The sequence below is a fragment of the Vibrio sp. J502 genome, assembly GCF_025397955.1.
Lineage (GTDB): Bacteria > Pseudomonadota > Gammaproteobacteria > Enterobacterales > Vibrionaceae > Vibrio > Vibrio anguillarum.
In genome coordinates this window covers 2,125,133-2,144,007 of sequence record NZ_CP104554.1, presented here as the reverse complement: position 1 = coordinate 2,144,007, position 18,875 = coordinate 2,125,133, and the positions used below count along the sequence as shown (strand labels likewise).

General features: G+C 44.1%; 14 protein-coding genes. 9 read left to right on the top strand and 5 right to left on the bottom strand.

Annotation, left to right across the window (positions count from 1 at the left end; translation table 11 throughout):
- Window positions 1-2 precede the first annotated feature (2 nt).
- Window positions 3-2,054 (bottom strand): putative bifunctional diguanylate cyclase/phosphodiesterase, encoded by a 2,052-nt coding sequence (locus tag N5E84_RS09870; protein ID WP_013857605.1) that lies wholly within the window; start codon window positions 2,052-2,054, stop codon window positions 3-5.
- A gap of 222 nt (window positions 2,055-2,276) precedes the next feature.
- Between N5E84_RS09870 and prfC the strand changes: the two genes are divergently transcribed.
- The gene (prfC, locus tag N5E84_RS09865; RefSeq protein WP_029388332.1) at window positions 2,277-3,866 is read left to right on the top strand and encodes a peptide chain release factor 3; all 1,590 of its coding nucleotides are present in this window, start codon (window positions 2,277-2,279) and stop codon (window positions 3,864-3,866) included.
- Window positions 3,867-3,967: 101 nt separating this feature from the next.
- On the opposite strand, the gene srmB is transcribed toward prfC, so the two are convergent.
- Both srmB and N5E84_RS09855 read right to left on the bottom strand, forming a co-directional pair.
- Window positions 3,968-5,203, bottom strand: coding sequence for an ATP-dependent RNA helicase SrmB (gene srmB / locus N5E84_RS09860; protein ID WP_013857603.1), 1,236 nt, complete (start codon window positions 5,201-5,203; stop codon window positions 3,968-3,970).
- Between the two features lie 92 nt (window positions 5,204-5,295).
- Window positions 5,296-6,018, bottom strand: a complete 723-nt coding sequence (locus N5E84_RS09855) for a tRNA1(Val) (adenine(37)-N6)-methyltransferase (RefSeq protein ID WP_019282739.1) — start codon at window positions 6,016-6,018, stop codon at window positions 5,296-5,298.
- Window positions 6,019-6,326: 308 nt separating this feature from the next.
- Here N5E84_RS09855 and brnQ point away from each other — a divergent pair, with 308 nt between their 5' ends.
- From brnQ to N5E84_RS09830, 5 genes are all read left to right on the top strand, one after another.
- Window positions 6,327-7,640 (top strand): branched-chain amino acid transport system II carrier protein, encoded by a 1,314-nt coding sequence (brnQ, locus tag N5E84_RS09850; protein ID WP_019282738.1) that lies wholly within the window; start codon window positions 6,327-6,329, stop codon window positions 7,638-7,640.
- Between the two features lie 169 nt (window positions 7,641-7,809).
- A protein-coding gene (gene prfB / locus N5E84_RS09845; RefSeq protein WP_103261215.1) for a peptide chain release factor 2 occupies window positions 7,810-8,908 on the top strand; the annotation gives its coding sequence in 2 pieces (ribosomal slippage) (window positions 7,810-7,884 and window positions 7,886-8,908; 1,098 coding nt in all).
- A gap of 33 nt (window positions 8,909-8,941) precedes the next feature.
- A complete protein-coding gene (gene lysS, locus N5E84_RS09840) occupies window positions 8,942-10,474 on the top strand; it encodes a lysine--tRNA ligase (protein WP_013857598.1) in 1,533 nt (510 codons plus the stop codon).
- Window positions 10,475-10,736: 262 nt separating this feature from the next.
- Window positions 10,737-12,071, top strand: a complete 1,335-nt coding sequence (gene vpsR / locus N5E84_RS09835; RefSeq protein ID WP_017043264.1) for a cyclic-di-GMP-binding transcriptional regulator VpsR — start codon at window positions 10,737-10,739, stop codon at window positions 12,069-12,071.
- Window positions 12,072-12,571: 500 nt separating this feature from the next.
- The gene (locus tag N5E84_RS09830; protein WP_010319130.1) at window positions 12,572-12,823 is read left to right on the top strand and encodes a hypothetical protein; all 252 of its coding nucleotides are present in this window, start codon (window positions 12,572-12,574) and stop codon (window positions 12,821-12,823) included.
- 37 nt (window positions 12,824-12,860) lie between these two features.
- Here the strand turns inward: N5E84_RS09830 and N5E84_RS09825 are convergent, their stop codons facing one another.
- Complete coding sequence (locus N5E84_RS09825; protein WP_013857595.1) at window positions 12,861-13,895, bottom strand: NADP(H)-dependent aldo-keto reductase; 1,035 nt, start codon at window positions 13,893-13,895, stop codon at window positions 12,861-12,863.
- Between the two features lie 134 nt (window positions 13,896-14,029).
- A complete protein-coding gene (gene mutH / locus N5E84_RS09820; protein ID WP_010319132.1) occupies window positions 14,030-14,695 on the bottom strand; it encodes a DNA mismatch repair endonuclease MutH in 666 nt (221 codons plus the stop codon).
- Window positions 14,696-15,299: 604 nt separating this feature from the next.
- On the opposite strand from mutH, the gene rppH reads away from it, so the two are divergent.
- From rppH to N5E84_RS09805, 3 genes are read left to right on the top strand one after another with little or no spacing between them, the layout of a single operon-like run.
- The gene (gene rppH / locus N5E84_RS09815) at window positions 15,300-15,818 is read left to right on the top strand and encodes an RNA pyrophosphohydrolase (RefSeq protein ID WP_010319133.1); all 519 of its coding nucleotides are present in this window, start codon (window positions 15,300-15,302) and stop codon (window positions 15,816-15,818) included.
- A gap of 2 nt (window positions 15,819-15,820) precedes the next feature.
- Window positions 15,821-18,067: a phosphoenolpyruvate--protein phosphotransferase gene (gene ptsP, locus N5E84_RS09810; RefSeq protein ID WP_069211892.1), complete on the top strand. Its 2,247-nt coding sequence runs from the start codon at window positions 15,821-15,823 to the stop codon at window positions 18,065-18,067.
- Between the two features lie 8 nt (window positions 18,068-18,075).
- Window positions 18,076-18,867, top strand: a complete 792-nt coding sequence (locus N5E84_RS09805; protein ID WP_069211891.1) for a sulfite exporter TauE/SafE family protein — start codon at window positions 18,076-18,078, stop codon at window positions 18,865-18,867.
- The last annotated feature ends 8 nt before the right edge of the window (window positions 18,868-18,875 follow it).

The window sequence follows — 18,875 nt, the reverse complement described above, 5'->3', positions numbered from 1 at the left end:
AACTATTTCTGGTGCGCCTTATCTTTTTGATGTTCATTGAGTTGATAGCATGGGCTTGCAAAACGCTTGACGACTTCCTTAGCGGTTAACGGCTTATCAAATAAGTAACCTTGGAACTGATCACAACCCAATTGTTTGAGAGTTTCGAGTTCTTGGCACTCTTCCACACCTTCGGCTATTACCTCCAAATTTAAACGTTTCGCAATCATAATAATCGTATCCACAATTGCTTGGTCACTCTCATCTAGATGCAATTGAGTGACAAAAGAACGATCGATTTTGAGCACATCCACCGATAAAAGTTTGAGGTAACGCAGTGATGAATAACCAGTGCCAAAATCATCAATCGAGATGCTCAGCTTACTTTTTTTAAGTTGCACCATTTTTTGAATCGCACTTTCTACATTTTCCAGTAATAGCCCTTCAGTAATCTCCAATTCAAGATGTTCACCAGTAATACCTGCTTGTTGCATTGCATGGTTAATGTGTTCAACAAAAGAATCTTGAGAAAACTGCAACGGACTGATGTTGATGGCTAAACGGCGAAAATGGGGCGGTAATACTCCTTGGCGCTTCCAAGCGGCGTATTGATAGCACGCTTGCTCTAATATCCAGTTTCCAATCGGAATAATTTGCCCCGTTTCTTCTGCTATGGTCATAAACACACCCGGTGGCAATACACCTTTGGTTGGGTGGTTCCAGCGGATCAAGGCTTCCACACCGACAATATTGTGCCGCTCATCGACTTGAGGTTGGTAATAGAGTTCTAACTGTTGGGTATTGAGGGCTTCATGGAGGCCTTTTTCAATTTCCAGAAACGATTCGACTTGAGCCTGCATTTCTGGCTCATAAAACATGTATTTATTGCGTCCATTCGCTTTTGCGCGGTAAAGCGCTGTATCGGCTTGTCTAAGGACATCGATATTGGTTTTGCCCACTGACGGAAAAATCGAGATACCAATACTCACAGTGCAATAAAGCTGGTGGTCATCAATCGAGTAAGGGTTGGAAATCAGAGCCAGAAGCTGCTGAGCTACCTTCTCAGCTTGTTGGCGAGAGAGATGAGGAATCAACACCGCAAACTCATCGCCACCGATGCGTGCGGCGGTGTAATCGTGTTTAAGCCAGCCATCCATACGCATGGCGATAGCTTTGATTAAATGATCCCCCGTTGTGTGTCCAAGTGAATCATTGATCGTTTTGAAACGGTCGAGATCAAGGTAAAACAACACACCAGAAGTGTGGGTGCGAATACTGTTATCAATGGCATCAGTGAGCAGTTGCAGCAGCAAGCTGCGATTAGCAAGGCCAGTTAACGTGTCGTAGTAGGCTAATTGGTTAAGTTTAGCATCCGCGAGCTCTCGCTCTTTCCATAAAGTATAGAAAGTACCGGCTAACTCACTGAGCTCATTTTTTTGCTGTTGTAATGGCGGCTGTGTTGGACGTTGATTGTTTTGCAATGAGCGAACCCACGAAATTAACGTGGTGATGGGTTTTGACAGCTTGTAGTAAAAAAAGACTAAAAGGATCGAAGTCAGCAACACATTTCGAAAGAGATCAAACAGCAATACTCGTGTGGTTTTTGCAATAAATTCTTTGGCAATGGAAGAGCCGTTGACGGAAAAACTTAAGCTACCTACCACCACACTCGAATTGGGTTGATGCAAGTCAGTTTTAAAGATGGGTATTTCAGGTGTCAGATAATTCGATAAGAGCCGAATAAAAGCCGTCTGCGCTGGAATTTCTCTGCTTTTTTTTGCCAGTGTATCGCCAAAATCATCAATAATTTCAACGTGATAAATGGCATTGTCAACCATTAGGCTAGAGACGACTTGATTGGCTAATAAGTTGTTGAGGTGATAAGCAGCCTGGCTGGCATTTGAATAATTTTGCAGCAGTTTAAAACGGTAGTGATCTTCAATGCGAGCTTGCTCATGGTGTAGGTCGAGCAAAGTATGATACAAACTAAAGCCTATCCCAAGGATCACCGAGACTAGGAACACTGTTTTGGCTTGTTTAAATGCCAGAGAATTTCTTTGTTTGGTTATCAGCATAATACTCGCTTATTCTCTTCGCCCTTTTTAGTTATAGCTCATATTTATTGATAATTTAATTACAAATAGAAAGGTCGTCATTCTCTTGTTGATTTGTATAGCGACGAAAGTTGCTCCTAGATCAAATATAGGGGAGAATACCGCGCAAATTTGAATCGAACTGCTGATCAGCGTAAGCGCTTCGGCTCTCCCTTATATCAGCATATTGAGAAGACCTGTTTCATGTCAAATACTCCTTTTTTGAGTGAAGTTTCTAAACGTAGAACCTTCGCTATTATTTCGCACCCGGATGCGGGTAAAACCACCATTACTGAAAAAGTTCTGCTATTCGGGAATGCCATTCAAAAAGCGGGAACGGTAAAAGGGCGCGGCTCTAACCAGCATGCTAAATCAGATTGGATGGAAATGGAAAAAGAGCGTGGTATTTCGGTCACGACCTCTGTGATGCAATTTCCTTACAATCATTGTTTGGTTAACTTGCTCGATACTCCAGGGCACGAAGACTTCTCGGAAGATACTTACCGCACATTGACGGCGGTTGACTCGTGCTTAATGGTGATTGATGCAGCAAAAGGTGTTGAAGATCGTACTCGTAAGCTGATGGAAGTGACTCGCTTACGTGATACACCGATTGTAACCTTCATGAACAAATTGGACCGTGAAATCCGCGACCCAATGGAATTGCTTGATGAAGTGGAGAATGAGCTGAAGATTGCCTGCGCTCCGATTTCATGGCCTGTGGGTTGTGGTAAAGAGTTTAAAGGCGTGTACCACATTCACCGTGATGAGACGATTCTGTACGCGACCGGCCAAGGTCACACTATTCAAGAAGAGCGCATTGTTAAGGGCCTCAATAACCCTGATCTGGATAAGGCCGTGGGTGATGACCTTGCCGCTCAGCTGCGTGATGAGCTTGAATTGGTATTGGGTGCTTCTCATGAATTTGATCAAGAGCTGTTTTTAAAAGGTGAGTTGACCCCTGTTTTCTTCGGAACGGCATTAGGTAACTTTGGTGTGGACCATATGCTGCATGGTTTAACTGAGTGGGCTCCGGCGCCGATGCCACGTCAAGCTAATGAGCGTATTGTTGAAGCCACGGAAGAGAAATTCTCAGGCTTTGTGTTTAAAATCCAAGCGAACATGGATCCTAAACACCGCGATCGTATTGCGTTTATGCGTATTGTGTCGGGTACTTATACCCAAGGCATGAAAATGAACCACGTGCGTATTGGTAAGCAAGTGAGTATTTCTGATGCGGTTACCTTTATGGCGGGCGATCGCTCTCGTGCTGAAAATGCTTATGCTGGCGATATTATCGGTTTGCATAACCATGGAACAATTCAGATTGGTGATACCTTTACTCAAGGTGAATCGTTGAAATTCTCAGGTATTCCTAACTTTGCTCCTGAGCTGTTCCGTCGTATTCGCTTGCGCGATCCACTGAAGCAGAAGCAACTGCTTAAAGGTTTAGTGCAGTTGTCGGAAGAGGGAGCGGTTCAAGTCTTCCGCCCACTACAAAATAACGATTTGATTGTGGGTGCAGTGGGTGTGCTGCAGTTTGATGTGGTGGTGTCTCGTTTAAAATCTGAATACAACGTCGAGGCAATTTACGAAGGTGTTAACGTTGCAACAGCACGTTGGATTGAGTGCGGAGATGATAAAAAATTCGAAGAGTTTAAGCGCAAAAACCAAAGTAACATCGCACTGGATGGTGGGGATAACCTGACTTACATCGCGCCGACTATGGTCAATTTGAATCTGGCCAAAGAGCGTTTTCCTGAAGTGGAGTTCCGTGCGACACGCGAACATTAAACCTTGGTGAGTTTGAAGAGAGTGATACTCTCTTCAAACGTTAAAGATAAAAAATGCCGATATTTCAGTATCGGCATTTTTTTATAGGTGGTATTGGAACACTATTTTTTCTTTTTGTTCGCTTTCTTCTTCTTCGAAACCACTTTGACTTTTTTGTCATCGGTTTTCTTTTTCTTTTTGAATACCGGCTTTTTGTGCTGCGGGCGCATATCTTTAATGAAGCGCTCTTTTATCTCCTCGTCGACATAACGCGCGACGCGGTCCATCATCACTTGATCATGGGCTTCAACCAAAGAGATCGCATTGCCTTTTTTACCAGCACGAGCCGTACGACCTATGCGGTGTAAGTACACATCCGCTGAGCGTGGCATATCAAAGTTGATCACGTGACTTACGTCAGGTAAGTCAATACCGCGTGCGGCCACGTCGGTTGCCAGTAGTACGTTGACTGCGCCTTCACGGAATCGCGTAATGGCGTTATTGCGACGATCTTGTGGCATTTCGCCTTGAATCCAAGCACAAGGAATTTGCGCTTTTTCTAGCTCGGTACGCAAATCAGCTAAGCGCTCACGAGTTTTGATAAACACGATAGAACGTTCGGCTTGCTCAGTGAGGATTTTCTTCAATAGCTCAACTTTGTGCACCATGGTATCGGCGCGGTGATACCATTGAGTGATTTTTTTGCGTTCACGACGAGAAGGATCGGCATTGATTGTTGCTGGTTCTTTTAAGAGATCGGCGGTAAAACCTTCCACACCATGACCTTCCAGCGTTGCAGAGAAGAGCAAAGTCTGTTTACGCCAGCGACATTCCGCCGCGAGACGATCGACGATTGGGCCAAAGCCCATGTCCAGCATGCGGTCAGCTTCATCCAAAATAAGCCATTCAATCGCACGACAATCAAAACGCTCGCCTTCAATGTATTCCATCAAGCGACCAGGCGTTGCCACTACAATATCTTGCGTTTTGGCTAAGATGTCGGCGTGCTCTTGATATTGTACGCCGCCGGTGATGGTGACGATATTGAGGCGAGTATTCTTCGCCAGTTCACGAGCTTGATCCGCCACTTGCATCGCCAGTTCACGAGTTGGGGTCAGAATCAAGACGCGTGCAGGGCCGGCTCGCTTGCGCGGAAAATCTAAAAGATATTGTAGCGCGGGTAAAACAAATGCAGCGGTTTTACCGGTTCCCGTTGGCGCAGAGGCAAGAATATCTCGACCATCTAGGGCTTGTGGGATCGCTTCAGCTTGAACTTGGGTGGGACGTTCAAAGCCCATATCTTCAATGGCCGCAATGATGCAAGGGTCAAGATCGAGGTCAGCAAAGGTTTTGATCACAGTGAGTACTCCACAAGCCGTTAGGCTTATTTGGCTATAAAATTAAGGTCGAACATTATAGGGGGATTGGTGATTAGGATCACATGTTATTTCTACATCTTGAGATAAAAATCTTGAGTTAGGGCAATAAAGGCTTTGCTATAACCACTTGATGAGTGAATGACCAAAGATGAATCAATCACAGCAGCCGAGGCTAAACTTAGTTCAATCAATAGCCGATGAGCGGGTTTGTGTGCTATGGGTTGTACTGTGCAGCGCCGTTTAAGCTGCCAACCGAGCGTGAGTGCTTGCTCGATAAATTGTTCCCCTTCATACACGGGTAAAATAAAACAAGCTTGCCCCTCATCGTTGAGGAGACTTTTTGCTCTGACTAATAAAGCGTGATGAGCAAGTTGATTGGTGTGCCTAGCAGTAGCTCGCTTGGGATCATGAGACAGTTCACCACTGTTGAAATAGGGTGGGTTACAAATAATTGCATCAAAGGAAGTGGTGAAGGATGTGTGTAAAATATCATCTTGTATAACGCGGATACGCTGTCCCCATAAAGAGGTATCACTGTTGTATTGGGCTGCTTCAAAAGCAAAGGCATCGATATCGATGGCCGTAATTTGTGCATCGCTAAAACGTTGCGCACACATTAATGCCAATAACCCGGTACCTGTGCCAATATCGAGAATGGTTTTGGGATGGTGCGTGAAAGCCCACGCGCCTAATAGAACCCCATCGGTGCTGACAGGCATTCCCGCTTGTCCACCGTCAATGGAAAATTGTTTAAATTTGAAACGCTTATTTTTGGGCGTGTGACTTTTCATCATTATTTCAAAACATGGCTCTAATTAAGTGATAACCACTATTGTTATCTATTTGTTCGGATTATTCTTCTATCTGTTATGAGAGTGTATGAGAAAATGATCAACACATCATTCTTTCTATTTTTTAACATTTAGAGTTTTAAACTGGTTTTTCACCAATATTATAAATTAATGTAGCGTTTTTTGCTTTGCCCTTGCGAAGTCTTGAGTGTTTCGTCATTATTCGCCCTTAATTTTTAGATTTAGATGCGGTTTAAACTGCATCAACAATGCATACACAACATTTATTAAATAATAATTAAGGGTTATCTGTGAAGCAGACGTTAAAACTAACAGATATTATCGCGGTCGGCTTTATGCTTTTCGCGTTTTTCTTGGGTGCTGGTAACATCATCTTTCCGCCAATCGCTGGCCAACTTGCTGGAGAGCATTTGCTGCCCGCTATGACTGGCTTCTTAATTACTGCGGTTGGTCTACCTCTAATGACCATCATTGCTATTGCCGTTGCTGGTGGCTCTTGGGATCATCTAACTAAAGATTTACCCAAACAGGCAGCGACAATGATAGCGGTGATGATTTTTATCATCATCGGCCCTGCTTTTGCAGCACCTCGCACTGGCCTTGTGGCGTATGAAATGGCAGTGAAACCGTTTTTCATTGATGCCCAACAATCGCACTTGACGCTCTTTTCTATTCTCTTTTTTGTTGTTGCGATGTTTTTTGCCTGGTCTCAAGGCAAACTCATCGATGTCATCGGTAAAGTGTTAACACCAGCGTTATTTATTGGTTTGCTTGTCCTCGCTGTGGCTGTTTTTCTTAATCCGCAAGGTGAGATGGTCGCTGCACAAGGTGAATACTTGACTCAGCCGTTGACGAAAGGTTTCCTTGAAGGTTACAACACCATGGATACGTTTGGTGCTCTGATGTTTGGGATGTTAATTGTTGATGCACTGCGCAGCAAAGGCATTACTGAGCGTGCGGCAACCACAAAGTATTTAATCAGCGCGGCGTGCATTGCGGCGGCTGGTTTGGCTTTTGTTTATATTTCACTATTTTATCTTGGCGCGACAAGCTCTGTAGTTGCTTTTGGCGCAGAAAATGGTGGCGTGGTGCTTAGCCAATATGTACAAGCGCTATTTGGCCCTTATGGACAGATTGTTCTCTCCACCATAGTCTTGCTGGCTTGCCTAACCACAGCGATTGGTTTGATTTCAGCATGCTCAGACTACTTTTGCACATTGACTCCAATTTCTTATAAATCTTGGGTGATCATTATTGGTGTTGCTTGTGCTATCGTGGCAAACGTTGGTTTATCACAATTGATCGCTCTTTCTATCCCTGTTTTATTTGCACTGTATCCGGTTGCGATTGCCCTGATTATGTTGACCTTTTTACGTGGGAAACTACCAAATCCAGCAGTGGCATACCGTGTGGTATTGTTGATTGCGTTTCTTTTTGCGTTGATCGATGCGGCAAAAGTGGCTGGCGTGGATGTGTCTGCGTTTAATATGCTGCCACTGTTTGAAGTCGGTATGGGGTGGTTACTCCCAACACTTGCGGCGATGATTTGCATGTTTTTTATCGCTACTAACGTACAGCAAAGTGTGGCTAAAAACGCGGCATAATCGAGTTTTTATCCGTTAGTATCGAAGAGGCTGAGCATGATTGTTCAGCCTCTTTTTTTAGTGCGTGCCAGCTTTTGTTTCAAGAGTTCAAACTAATTTTTCCTGTATCTTCATCACATTTTTAAGTAGAATTCTTCGGTTAAATTCTACTCATAAATGTTGAGCAAACATGTTTGAAATCAATCCTATTAAAAACCGTCTTCAGGATGTGTCAGAGCGCACAAATATCCTGAGGGGGTATCTTTGACTACGACGCTAAGAAAGAGCGTTTAGAAGAAGTGAATGCCGAACTCGAGCAACCTAATGTCTGGAACGAACCTGAGCGTGCACAAGCGCTAGGTAAAGAACGCGCTTCGCTCGAAGCCATTGTCGATACCATTGATCAGTTAGATCAAGGTGTGGATGATGTGGAAGGGCTACTGGAACTGGCTATTGAAGCCGAAGACCAAGAAACCTTCGATGAAATTGGCCCTGAACTGGATGAACTGGAAACTAAGCTTGAACAGCTTGAGTTTCGCCGTATGTTCTCTGGCGATCACGATTCTTCAGATTGCTATATTGATCTGCAGTCTGGTTCGGGCGGCACCGAGGCTCAAGACTGGACATCAATCCTGCTACGCATGTATTTACGTTGGGCAGAAGCGAAAGGCTTTAAGACTGAAGTGATTGAAGTGTCTGAAGGTGATGTTGCTGGTCTCAAAGGCGCAACAGTGCGCATTATCGGTGATTACGCTTATGGTTGGTTACGCACCGAAACTGGCGTACACCGCTTGGTTCGTAAATCGCCATTTGATTCGAGTGGCCGCCGGCATACCTCTTTTGCCTCTGCGTTTATCTATCCTGAGATTGATGAAAATATTGCTATCGACATCAACCCAGCCGATCTTCGTATCGATGTTTATCGCGCTTCGGGAGCGGGTGGTCAGCACGTTAACACCACCGAATCGGCGGTGCGTATTACGCACATTTCAACCAATACCGTTGTTCAATGCCAAAACGATCGTTCGCAGCATAAAAACAAAGACCAAGCGATGAAACAATTGCGTGCAAAACTGTTTGAACTTGAGTTACAAAAGCAGAACGCAGAAAAGCAAGCCAATGAAGATGCGAAATCTGACATTGGCTGGGGAAGCCAAATCCGATCTTATGTATTGGATGACTCCCGAATCAAAGACTTACGCACTGGCGTTGAAAACCGTAATACCCAAGCGGTATTAGATGGTGATTTAGACAAATTTATTGAAGCAAGCCTGAAATCAGGCCTTTAATGCTTTTTTACCGACATATAAGGTACATGTAAAATGACTGATGCTGTTCAAAACGAAATGAATCAAGAGCAAATAGCGCAAGAAGAGAACAAACTCATCGCAGAGCGTCGCAGCAAGCTGGATCACATCCGTAAGAGCTGTAAAGCGAATGGCCACCCAAATGACTTTCGTCGTGACAGCCTTGCGGGCGATCTTCAACAGCAATTCGGTGAAAAGAGCAAAGAAGAGTTAGAAGCCTTAAACCATGTTGTGGCGATTGCGGGGCGTATCATGGCGAAACGTGGCCCTTTCCTTGTTATTCAAGAAACCTCTGGTCGTATTCAAGCTTATGCTTCAAAAGAGGTTCAAACTGAGCTGAAGGAAAAATACCAAGGTCTAGACATTGGTGACATCATCGGCGTGAAAGGTGCGTTGCACAAATCTGGCAAAGGCGATCTCTACGTTAATATGGAAGAGTACGAATTGCTGACAAAGGCACTTCGTCCATTACCAGAGAAGTTCCACGGTTTGACTGACCAAGAGATGCGCTACCGCCAACGTTATGTGGATTTGATTGTTAATGAAAGTTCACGTAATGCGTTCATTGTTCGCTCTAAAGTAATGACTGCAATTCGTAACTTCATGATCTCAAAACAGTTCATGGAAGTAGAAACGCCAATGATGCATGTGATCCCTGGCGGTGCTAGTGCGCGTCCATTCATCACTCATCACAATGCGCTCGACATGCCAATGTACTTGCGTATCGCACCTGAGCTTTACCTTAAGCGTCTAGTTGTGGGTGGCTTTGATCGCGTGTTTGAAATCAACCGTAACTTCCGTAACGAAGGTCTTTCTCCTCGCCATAACCCTGAATTTACTATGATGGAATTCTATATGGCGTACGCAGATTACAATGATCTGATGGACTTTACCGAGGAGTTATTAAGCACTGTGGCACAGGAAGTTTTAGGTTCGACTTCAATGCCTTATGGTGATGAAACGGTAGAATTTGGTGGTCAATATGCTCGCATGAGTATGTTTGAAGCCATCAAACACTACAACCCAGAGCACGCTCAAATCCAAGCGTTAACTGAACAGGATCTGCAAAACCGTGAGCTCATGGTATCTATCGCGAAATCGGTTCATGTAGACGTTGAACCTTTCTGGACTTGCGGCCAACTGCTTGAAGAGATCTTCGGTGAAACGGCCGAACCTAAGTTGATGCAACCGACCTTCATCACTGGATACCCTGCGGATATTTCACCATTGGCGCGTCGTAGCGATAACAACCCATTCTTCACTGACCGTTTTGAGTTCTTCATCGGTGGTCGTGAAGTCGCCAATGGCTTCTCTGAGCTTAATGATGCTCAAGATCAAGACGAGCGCTTCTTAGCGCAAGTGAATGCCAAAGATGCTGGCGACGATGAAGCGATGTTCTACGATGCTGATTATGTTGTTGCGTTAGAGCACGGTCTCCCACCAACGGCGGGTCAAGGCATTGGTATTGACCGTTTGGTGATGTTACTCACCAACACCCATACGATTCGTGACGTTATCCTATTCCCTGCGATGCGCCCACAGCAGTAATTGCTACTTTCGTTCCGATAAACCGCCTAAATAGGCGGTTTTTTTTTGCATTAGTCTGAAAAGTTTTGTTCACTAGCGTGGACTAACAGACAAAAATTTCGAAAGGATTATGAAATAGTTCCCTATATTAAATGGCAAAGCGCTTATTTGTTGTCTAGTCTTATGATTGAGACAGACTACAGCGCCAAGTCTCGTTAATGTAACAGCCGTTTAATGTGCCAAAAGTAGCACTGCATATAAATTTAAAGATAAGGAATAATAGATGGGCACTCAATTCCGAATGGATTCTGTCCCTGGTTCGCTTGTCGTCGTTGGTGGGACATACGAGCCTTGGTTATCTGTACTTGAACAGGTTGGTTGGCGTTGTACACAATGCGCAGATTTACGTAAAGCGGATGCCTTGTTTGCAGAAACAGGCCCATGCATTGGTATTGTTGATTTGAGCCATGATGAATTCAGCCTCAATGGCATTGCAAATTTGGTCAGCAACCATAAACAAGTACGTTGGTTGGCGTTCATTCGCGAATCACAGTTGAGCTCGGATACGATTTGCCAATTCATTGTTAACTTTTGTATCGACTTTTTTACGGCGCCGATTCCCGATGCGCAGCTACTGAGCACCATTGGACACCAACTTGGAATGCTTAAGTTAGAGAAAAAAGTATGGCCACATTATGGAGCAACAGGGGATATTGGTTTAATTGGTGAATCCACTCCCATGAAGCGCTTGCGTGATCAGATCAAACGCATCGGCCCTACAGATGTCAGTATCCTCATTTATGGGGAAAATGGAACGGGCAAAGAGACGGTCGCGAGAGCGGTACACAAAACCTCGTCTCGCGCACAAAAACCTTTTATTTCAGTGAATTGCCGAGCTTTATCGGAGAGCCGCTTTGAATGTGAGCTATTCGGTATTGGTTGTGAAGACTCATCTCAAACTTCATTATTGGAGCGGGCAGATGGTGGGACGATCCTACTCAAAGATATTCTCACGCTACCTAAAAGCCAACAAGCTAACCTCTTGCGCTTCCTGCAAGAAGGAACGATAGAAACTTCAATGGGTGTCAAAGAGGTGGATGTGCGTATTTTGGCCGCCAACTCTTCCGATATTGAAAAAGCGCTGATTGATGGCAATTTTAACGAAGAGCTGTACCACTATATCAACGTATTGCGTATTAATGTCCCGAGCTTAAAAGAGCGGGCGGGTGATATTGCTTTACTGGCACGCCACTTCTTGCAGGAGTATTCAAAAGAGTTTAACGCGCAGGCGCGCAGTTTTACTGAAGAAGCGGCGCGTTCATTGGCTCGTTATCACTGGCCGGGTAACGTTCGTGAGCTGATGAATCAGATCAAACGTGTGGTGCTGATGTCCGATTCAGTCATGTTGGATGAATTGCAACTCGACTTACCAAAACGCAGTGATGGTAAGCGCAGCCTAAAAAGCATTCGTGAGCGTTCAGAGCGAGATGCGCTATTACTGGTTCTAGAATCCAACTCAGGGCAAGTCTCAATGGCCGCCAAAGAGCTAGGTGTATCTAGAGCTACTATGTATCGATTGCTTAATAAACATAACTTAATCACTGAAAATACCTATTAACTTGATGATTCTTCAAGTAAAAATGGTCACATTTAATCCATGTGGCCATTTTTTATAATCATATCTTTTGCGAATAAGTTATTCTCTAGCTGAATGTGTTACTTATTTGCTGTCATTGGCTTTCATTTTAGGTTAATGCATTGTTTTTTAATTGTTTGAAAATTAAGAGTTGAATAATCACCTCAGTTGCATAGAATTTAACCGTGAGCCGTGCTCACACACTCATTTCACTTTGGATTAACTATTTGCTTGGAGGCGCAACATGAATCATTTCGTTTTTGTTCATACTGTTCGCGTTTCTATCGATCTTACTGCGCCTAAATCGTCTCTTACTACAGACGCCTGTCGTATGTTTGATGATAAAAAAGGCACCGATTTTTAGTTAATCCGTAACCTTGAGATAGGCTGCGGAAAAATGGCAGCTTATCAAAGTGTTGATCCACCTTGTTTGCCCCCATTTTTCCAGCCGTCAACGTTTAGTTTACTACTGGAGAATACTCATGCGTCATTCAATTTATTTACAACTTGCTACTTTACTGGTCCGTGCTGATTTACGCCGTGAAGAGCGTCAATGGCAACGAAATGTTCGCCGTCATGCTTTTGAGCTGCCTTTTAATAGCCAACATTTGCTTAAAGATATTGGCTTAGAAAGTGATGGACGCGCTATTGGCGTTTCAGTCCCTGACTCAATTAAAGCTGAACGTCATATTCGTCATCTTCGCCGTGTGTTAAGTATGCGAATAACAACGTAAAACGAGGGGCTAGTGGCTTCGCTAGCCCCGAAGATATCTACGGACAAGGGTTGGAGTAAGTCGTCCCAATCTCTTGAATTTTAAGAAGCAATTCATTACTGAGTACGACATCTAAACTATCGATATTTGTTTTCAACTGCTCTAGGTTTGTCGCGCCAATGATATTGGATGCGACAAACGGACGTTGATTGACAAACGCCAACGCCATCTGTGCTGGATCAAGGCCATACTGGTTAGCAAGCTCAACATAAGCGTGAGTGGCTTGTACACCTTGCGCCGTAAAATAGCGAGAAAAGCGTTCAAATAGGCTGCACCGAGCACCGTCAGGTCTTGCGCCATTTAAATATTTACCACTCAAGCAACCAAACGCCAGTGGCGAGTAAGCCAGCAGTTGAACACCTTCGAAGTGGCTAATCTCAGATAAGCCAATTTCAAAGCTGCGATTCAGTAAATTATAAGGGTTTTGGATAGAGACAATTCTTGCTAGATCGTGTTTTTCTGCCAATTTTAGCAACGTCATCACGCCCCACGGGGTATCATTTGACACACCGATGTAACGCACTTTTCCAGCCTTGACGAGATCATTAAGCGCTTCGAGCGTTTCGATTAAGGTGACTTCTTCTTGCTGATCAGGATAAGGGTAGTTAAGTTGGCCGAACATGTTCGTTTGGCGTTGAGGCCAATGTAATTGATACAAATCGACATAGTCTGTTTTTAAGCGTCTTAAACTATCATCAATCGCTAAATGAATGTTGCGTCTATCGAGTGACATCTTTTCGCGGATGTGAGGCACGTTACGCGGGCCTGCCACTTTAGTCGCTAACACCACTTTTTCACGTTTACCTGATTTTTCTAACCAGTTGCCAATATAGCTTTCGGTCAGACCTTGGGTTTTACCGTTGGGGGGAACTGGGTACATTTCCGCAGTATCGATGAAATTCACACCTTGGTCTAAGGCGTAATCGAGCTGCTCAAAGGCTTGTTGTTGGCTATTTTGTTCACCAAAAGTCATGGTACCTAAGCAGATCTTGCTCACTTCCAGTGTGGAATGAGGCAGTTTGGTGTATTGCATATTCCTTCCTTGATGCTCTCGCTGGTGGAGTGTGTGACGTTTTTACTATAAGCGAAGATGGCAGTGAAACGGAAACGAATTGTGCAGTGAAAGATCAAACGGTTACGTTTTTTCATGATGAATAACGAGCACTTTTAAATAAAGTGTTGCTCAAGAATGCTCGCGGTAAATTGAGTTCGAAGATAAAAGCCTCGTGGCAGGGTTTTGATAGGTTTGCCATTAGCACCGTAGGCTTCGGTTAATGCTCGCCCGTTTGCCGCTTTTGGCCTGAGCTGTAATACTTCACCGTGCTTAGCGGTGATCTGCTCAACTTTGCCAAGAACGATGAACTCCATCAGTTCTTCCCAATCATTTTTTAGCTGCTGTTCTTGTGCAGGTGAAGGGCTCCATAGCAATGGCGAGCCGACATGGCGCTGGGCTAGGGGGATCTCTCGCTCACCCTCTATTGGGATCCACAGTACCCGAGAGAGTTTATTTCGCACGTGGCTTTGCTCCCATGTTAAACCATGGACACCGGTGAGTGGGGCTACACACACAAAGGTTGTTTCGAGTGGTTTTCCTGTGTAACTGATTGGAATACTTTTGAGCTCGATACCTAATTGCTCGAAATCTTGCTGAGGTTTGCTGCCTGCCGTTGCACCCAAATGCCACTCTAATAGCTGACCGACCCATCCTTTATCTTTTTTTAAGTCAGGGGGCACGGCCATCTTGGCTTCTTCGGCCAGTTGACTAAAGCTTAAGCCTGCAATGTCTTGGGCTCTAAGCATTAATTCATGTTCAGTTTTAGGTGCAGGTTTCATGATACTTTGAATGATAAAAACGCGATTGTAGCAAATTCTTATACACAATGTGTGTCGTTTCTTTTGCTTAAAAGATCATCGCAATTCAAGTTATCCACAGGTTGATCGGGAAAATATTCCATTTTTTGTTTGTCTGTATGCATTTACAGGGTTTTGCTTGAGAGAGTGGGCCTCTTAATCAGTAAATCTTATTTCTACTAGAGTGGGGGTGTGGATAACGAGCTAATTGGTGGATCTTTGAGCATGTTGTGAAAGGATCAATTTTTTGTTAATCGCAACGTAATGTGAATAATGGAAAATCCAATTAATTCATTGTTTTTAATGTATTTAATTTATTATTATCTTTTTTATATTGGTCCGTATTCTTTTGCTTTTTGGGGAAGTAAGTCGCTATCTAGAGATTCTTCACATAGTTACTCACAGAAAAGGTGAATAAATGTGGCTGGTGTCGCATTATTTTGTTGATAACTTTAAATTTGATGAAAAGTTATCCAATTAATGATTAGGAATACATAAATCTCGTGTTAATCACACTAGTAAGTTTGCTCCTATTGGGGATATGTGGAAAAATCAAAGCAATTAAGATTTTACTAGAGGTTGGCCAGTGATCGATGGCGATGGTTACCGACTCAATGTTGGTATTGTGATTTGTAACAACCATGGTCAGGTATTCTGGGCGAAACGATACGGACAACACTCTTGGCAGTTTCCACAAGGTGGAATTGACGACGATGAAACTCCTGAACAAGCGATGTTTAGAGAGCTTTACGAAGAGGTTGGGCTTACAAAGAAAGATGTGAAAATCATAGCAACAAGCCGTCATTGGTTAAGATATAAATTACCAAAACGGCTCGTTCGTTGGGATTCTCAACCTGTCTGTATTGGGCAAAAACAGAAATGGTTTCTTCTGCGCTTAGAGTGTGATGAATCAAGAATCAACATGCAGCGTGGCAGTACCCCTGAATTTGATGGTTGGCGTTGGGTCAGTTATTGGTATCCAGTGAGACAAGTAGTCTCTTTCAAGCGAGATGTTTACCGTCGCGCGATGAAAGAGTTTGCATCATTCGCGATGCCATTTAAAGAACGTAATAACAAAGGTAAGCGCAAAAATAAAAGAGGATAGACATGCTCTCTCAGCTAAGGGAAATAGTTGAACAAGTATCCAAGGTAGAAGATGTACACCAAGCCTTGGATATTTTGGTTAAGCAAACGTGCAATGCGATGAGTACCGAGTGTTGCACTGTCTATCTTGCTAACGAAGAAAAACATCGTCTAGAACTGATGGCAACGCAAGGCTTAAAGTTCAAAGGCGACAAAATCCACATCGGTTTTGACGAAGGTTTAGTGGGCTTAGTGAAACGTTCAGCTGAGCCAATCAACATTGCTGAAGCGTCGAAACATCCTAATTTTAAATACTTCAAACAGCTTGGCGAAGAGGTGTATCAAAGCTTTCTTGGTACGCCGATTATTCATCGCAAGCGAGTATTGGGTGTGTTGGTCGTGCAGCAAAAAACACCTCGCTTATTTAGTGAGATGGAAGAGTCTTTTATTGTCACTCTGGCGGCGCAAGTGGCCGTGATTATTGCTCATGCTCAAACACAAGGGCAGTGGCTGCTTTCGAAAAAGCAGTTATCCACCAGTGGCATTGCTGCGTCATCTGGCATCGCGATTGGTGAGTTTTGGTGGGATGACACCCAGCCTCAACTGTCTGATGTTTACCCCGCCTCAACGCTCGATATTGAACGAGAACAAGAGTGGCTAGTGCTGGCGGTAGAAAGCGCCTTGAACGATTTTCGTCGTTTAAGAAAAAAACTCGATAGTGATATTAATAAAGATGCGTTAGCCATCTTCGATCTCTTTACTCATCTACTCAATGATCCGATGCTACGCAACGATCTGAAAAGCCAGATCCAAAAAGGTGATCGTGCAGATTGGGCATTACGGCAAGTTGTGGAGAGTTATTCCAACCGTTTTGCGAAGATGTCAGATGTTTACTTACGTGAGCGTGCACAGGATATTCGTGAGCTAGGTCAGCGACTGCTATTCTTTTTGCACAAAACTGAGCATGAGCAGCAGCAACTTGATAAACCGATCATTTTGGTGGTACGCGAACTTACTGCTTCAATTCTCGCCGCTATTCCTAAAGATAAATTACTGGCGGTGGTCTCTTTAGAAGGTGCTGCCAATTCCCACGCAGCAATATTGTCACGGGCCTTGGGCATTCCCGCAGTGATGGGGATTTCACTTAATCTCAAGGAGATCAACGGTAAAAAGGGCATTGTCGATGGTTATAGCGGCAAGGTTTTTATCTCACCAAATAGACAAATTCTGGCGGAATATCGCGCTTTAGCTTATGAAGAAAGCGAACTTTCTCAAATGGTTAATGAAACCATTGCAGAAGCTCCTTTTACGCAAGATGGCACTCGTATTGAAGTGATGCTCAATGCTGGATTAAGTGCGGATACCAACATCGCAATTAACCAAGGGGTTGATGGTGTCGGGCTGTATCGAACCGAAATTTCCTTTTTGCTGCAACATCGCTTTCCATCAGAAGAAGAACAAGTGCAGCAGTATCGCAGCGTTTTGAACGCTTATCCTGATAAACGGGTGGTGATGAGAACGTTAGACATTGGTGGCGATAAAGCACTGCCTTATCTACCCATTGAAGAAGACAATCCCTTTCTTGGCTGGCGAGGCATTCGTTTTACGCTCGATCATCCCGATATCTTTTTGATTCAACTGCGGGCGATGATGCGTGCCAGCGGCGATAACCAAAATCTCAGCATTTTATTGCCAATGATTTCAGGAACGAAAGAGTTGGACGACGCAATGCGGTTGATTGAGCAAGCGTATCGAGAAGTGTCTAGCGTTGATGATCGGATCATAATGCCCAAGATTGGCATTATGATTGAAGTACCATCGATGATTTATCTTCTACCATTGATTGCGAGCAAAGTGGACTTTGTTTCGGTTGGAACCAACGATTTAACCCAATATTTGTTGGCCGTTGATCGGAACAATGCACATGTTGCTGATGTCTATGACTCCATGCATCCAGCGGTGGTGATGGCGCTTAAACAGATTTTAGAAACTTGCCAGTCTCATCGTATACCTGTTTGCGTGTGTGGTGAGTTGGCCGGAGACCCTATCGGTTCACTGTTATTAATTGGTTTGGGTTATCGCATGCTAAGTATGAATACCTCCAACGTAGCCAAGGTCAAATATTTGGTGAGGCACTCTCAATTAGGACAGTTACGGCAACTTGCTGACAAAGCGTTGATGCAACCTTACGGCAACGACATTTATAATATGATGCACTCATACTTTGAAGATAAAGGCTTTGCTGGCTTTATCCGCGCAGGCAAAAAATAGGAACCAATGTGAATTTTGAGTTGATGGTGTTGCTGGTGTTATTGGGCTCAGTCGTTGGTTTTATGGCTGGTTTACTGGGCATTGGTGGTGGTTTAATTGTCGTTCCGGCGTTGCTTCTTTTGCTTCCCAAAGCGGGTATTTCCGCCGAACTTAGTATGCATTTAGCGTTAGCGACATCGCTAGCGACCATCATTGTTACTTCGGCTTCTTCGGCATTAAATCACCTTAAATTGGGTAATGTGGATATGTTTGTCGTCAAGTGGCTCATGCCTGGCGTTATCGTCGGTGGGTTTGTTGGCTCAATGATCGCAGATGTGATCCCGACTCAATATCTACCGAAAGTATTTGGCGTGATTGTTTTTTGCCTGGCGATTCAAATGTTTTTATCGATAAAAGCGCAAATGCAAAGAACGATGCCCGGTGCGTGGGTGACCATGCTGTGTGGCAGTGGTATTGGTATTGTCTCTAGTTTAGCGGGAATTGGTGGCGGTTCGCTCTCCGTTCCTTTTTTGAATCGTCATGGCGTTGAAATGCGTAAAGCCGTCGGTTCTTCTTCTGTCTGTGGGTGTGTGATCGCAATCTCTGGCATGATTGGTTTTATTTTGCACGGTTATCAAGTGGAGAATTTACCACCTTACAGCATTGGCTATGTCTATTTACCTGCGTTAGTCGCCATTGCTTCGACCTCAATTCTCACTACTCGATTAGGAGTGCATTACGCGACTCAGTTACCGACGGCGGTATTGAAAAAAATATTCTCCGTTTTTCTGATGGTTATAGCGGCAACTATGCTGTTTTAATCACTTAT

What these genes read in the sequence shown, in the direction of transcription:
- N5E84_RS09870 (WP_013857605.1), bottom strand. Translation starts at nt 2,054, where the DNA reads ATGCTGATAACCAAACAAAGAAATTCTCTGGCATTTAAACAAGCCAAA.
- prfC (WP_029388332.1), top strand. Translation starts at nt 2,277, where the DNA reads ATGTCAAATACTCCTTTTTTGAGTGAAGTTTCTAAACGTAGAACCTTC.
- N5E84_RS09855 (WP_019282739.1), bottom strand. Translation starts at nt 6,018, where the DNA reads ATGATGAAAAGTCACACGCCCAAAAATAAGCGTTTCAAATTTAAACAA.
- lysS (WP_013857598.1), top strand. Translation starts at nt 8,942, where the DNA reads ATGACTGATGCTGTTCAAAACGAAATGAATCAAGAGCAAATAGCGCAA.
- vpsR (WP_017043264.1), top strand. Translation starts at nt 10,737, where the DNA reads ATGGGCACTCAATTCCGAATGGATTCTGTCCCTGGTTCGCTTGTCGTC.
- N5E84_RS09830 (WP_010319130.1), top strand. Translation starts at nt 12,572, where the DNA reads ATGCGTCATTCAATTTATTTACAACTTGCTACTTTACTGGTCCGTGCT.
- N5E84_RS09825 (WP_013857595.1), bottom strand. Translation starts at nt 13,895, where the DNA reads ATGCAATACACCAAACTGCCTCATTCCACACTGGAAGTGAGCAAGATC.
- mutH (WP_010319132.1), bottom strand. Translation starts at nt 14,695, where the DNA reads ATGAAACCTGCACCTAAAACTGAACATGAATTAATGCTTAGAGCCCAA.
- ptsP (WP_069211892.1), top strand. Translation starts at nt 15,821, where the DNA reads ATGCTCTCTCAGCTAAGGGAAATAGTTGAACAAGTATCCAAGGTAGAA.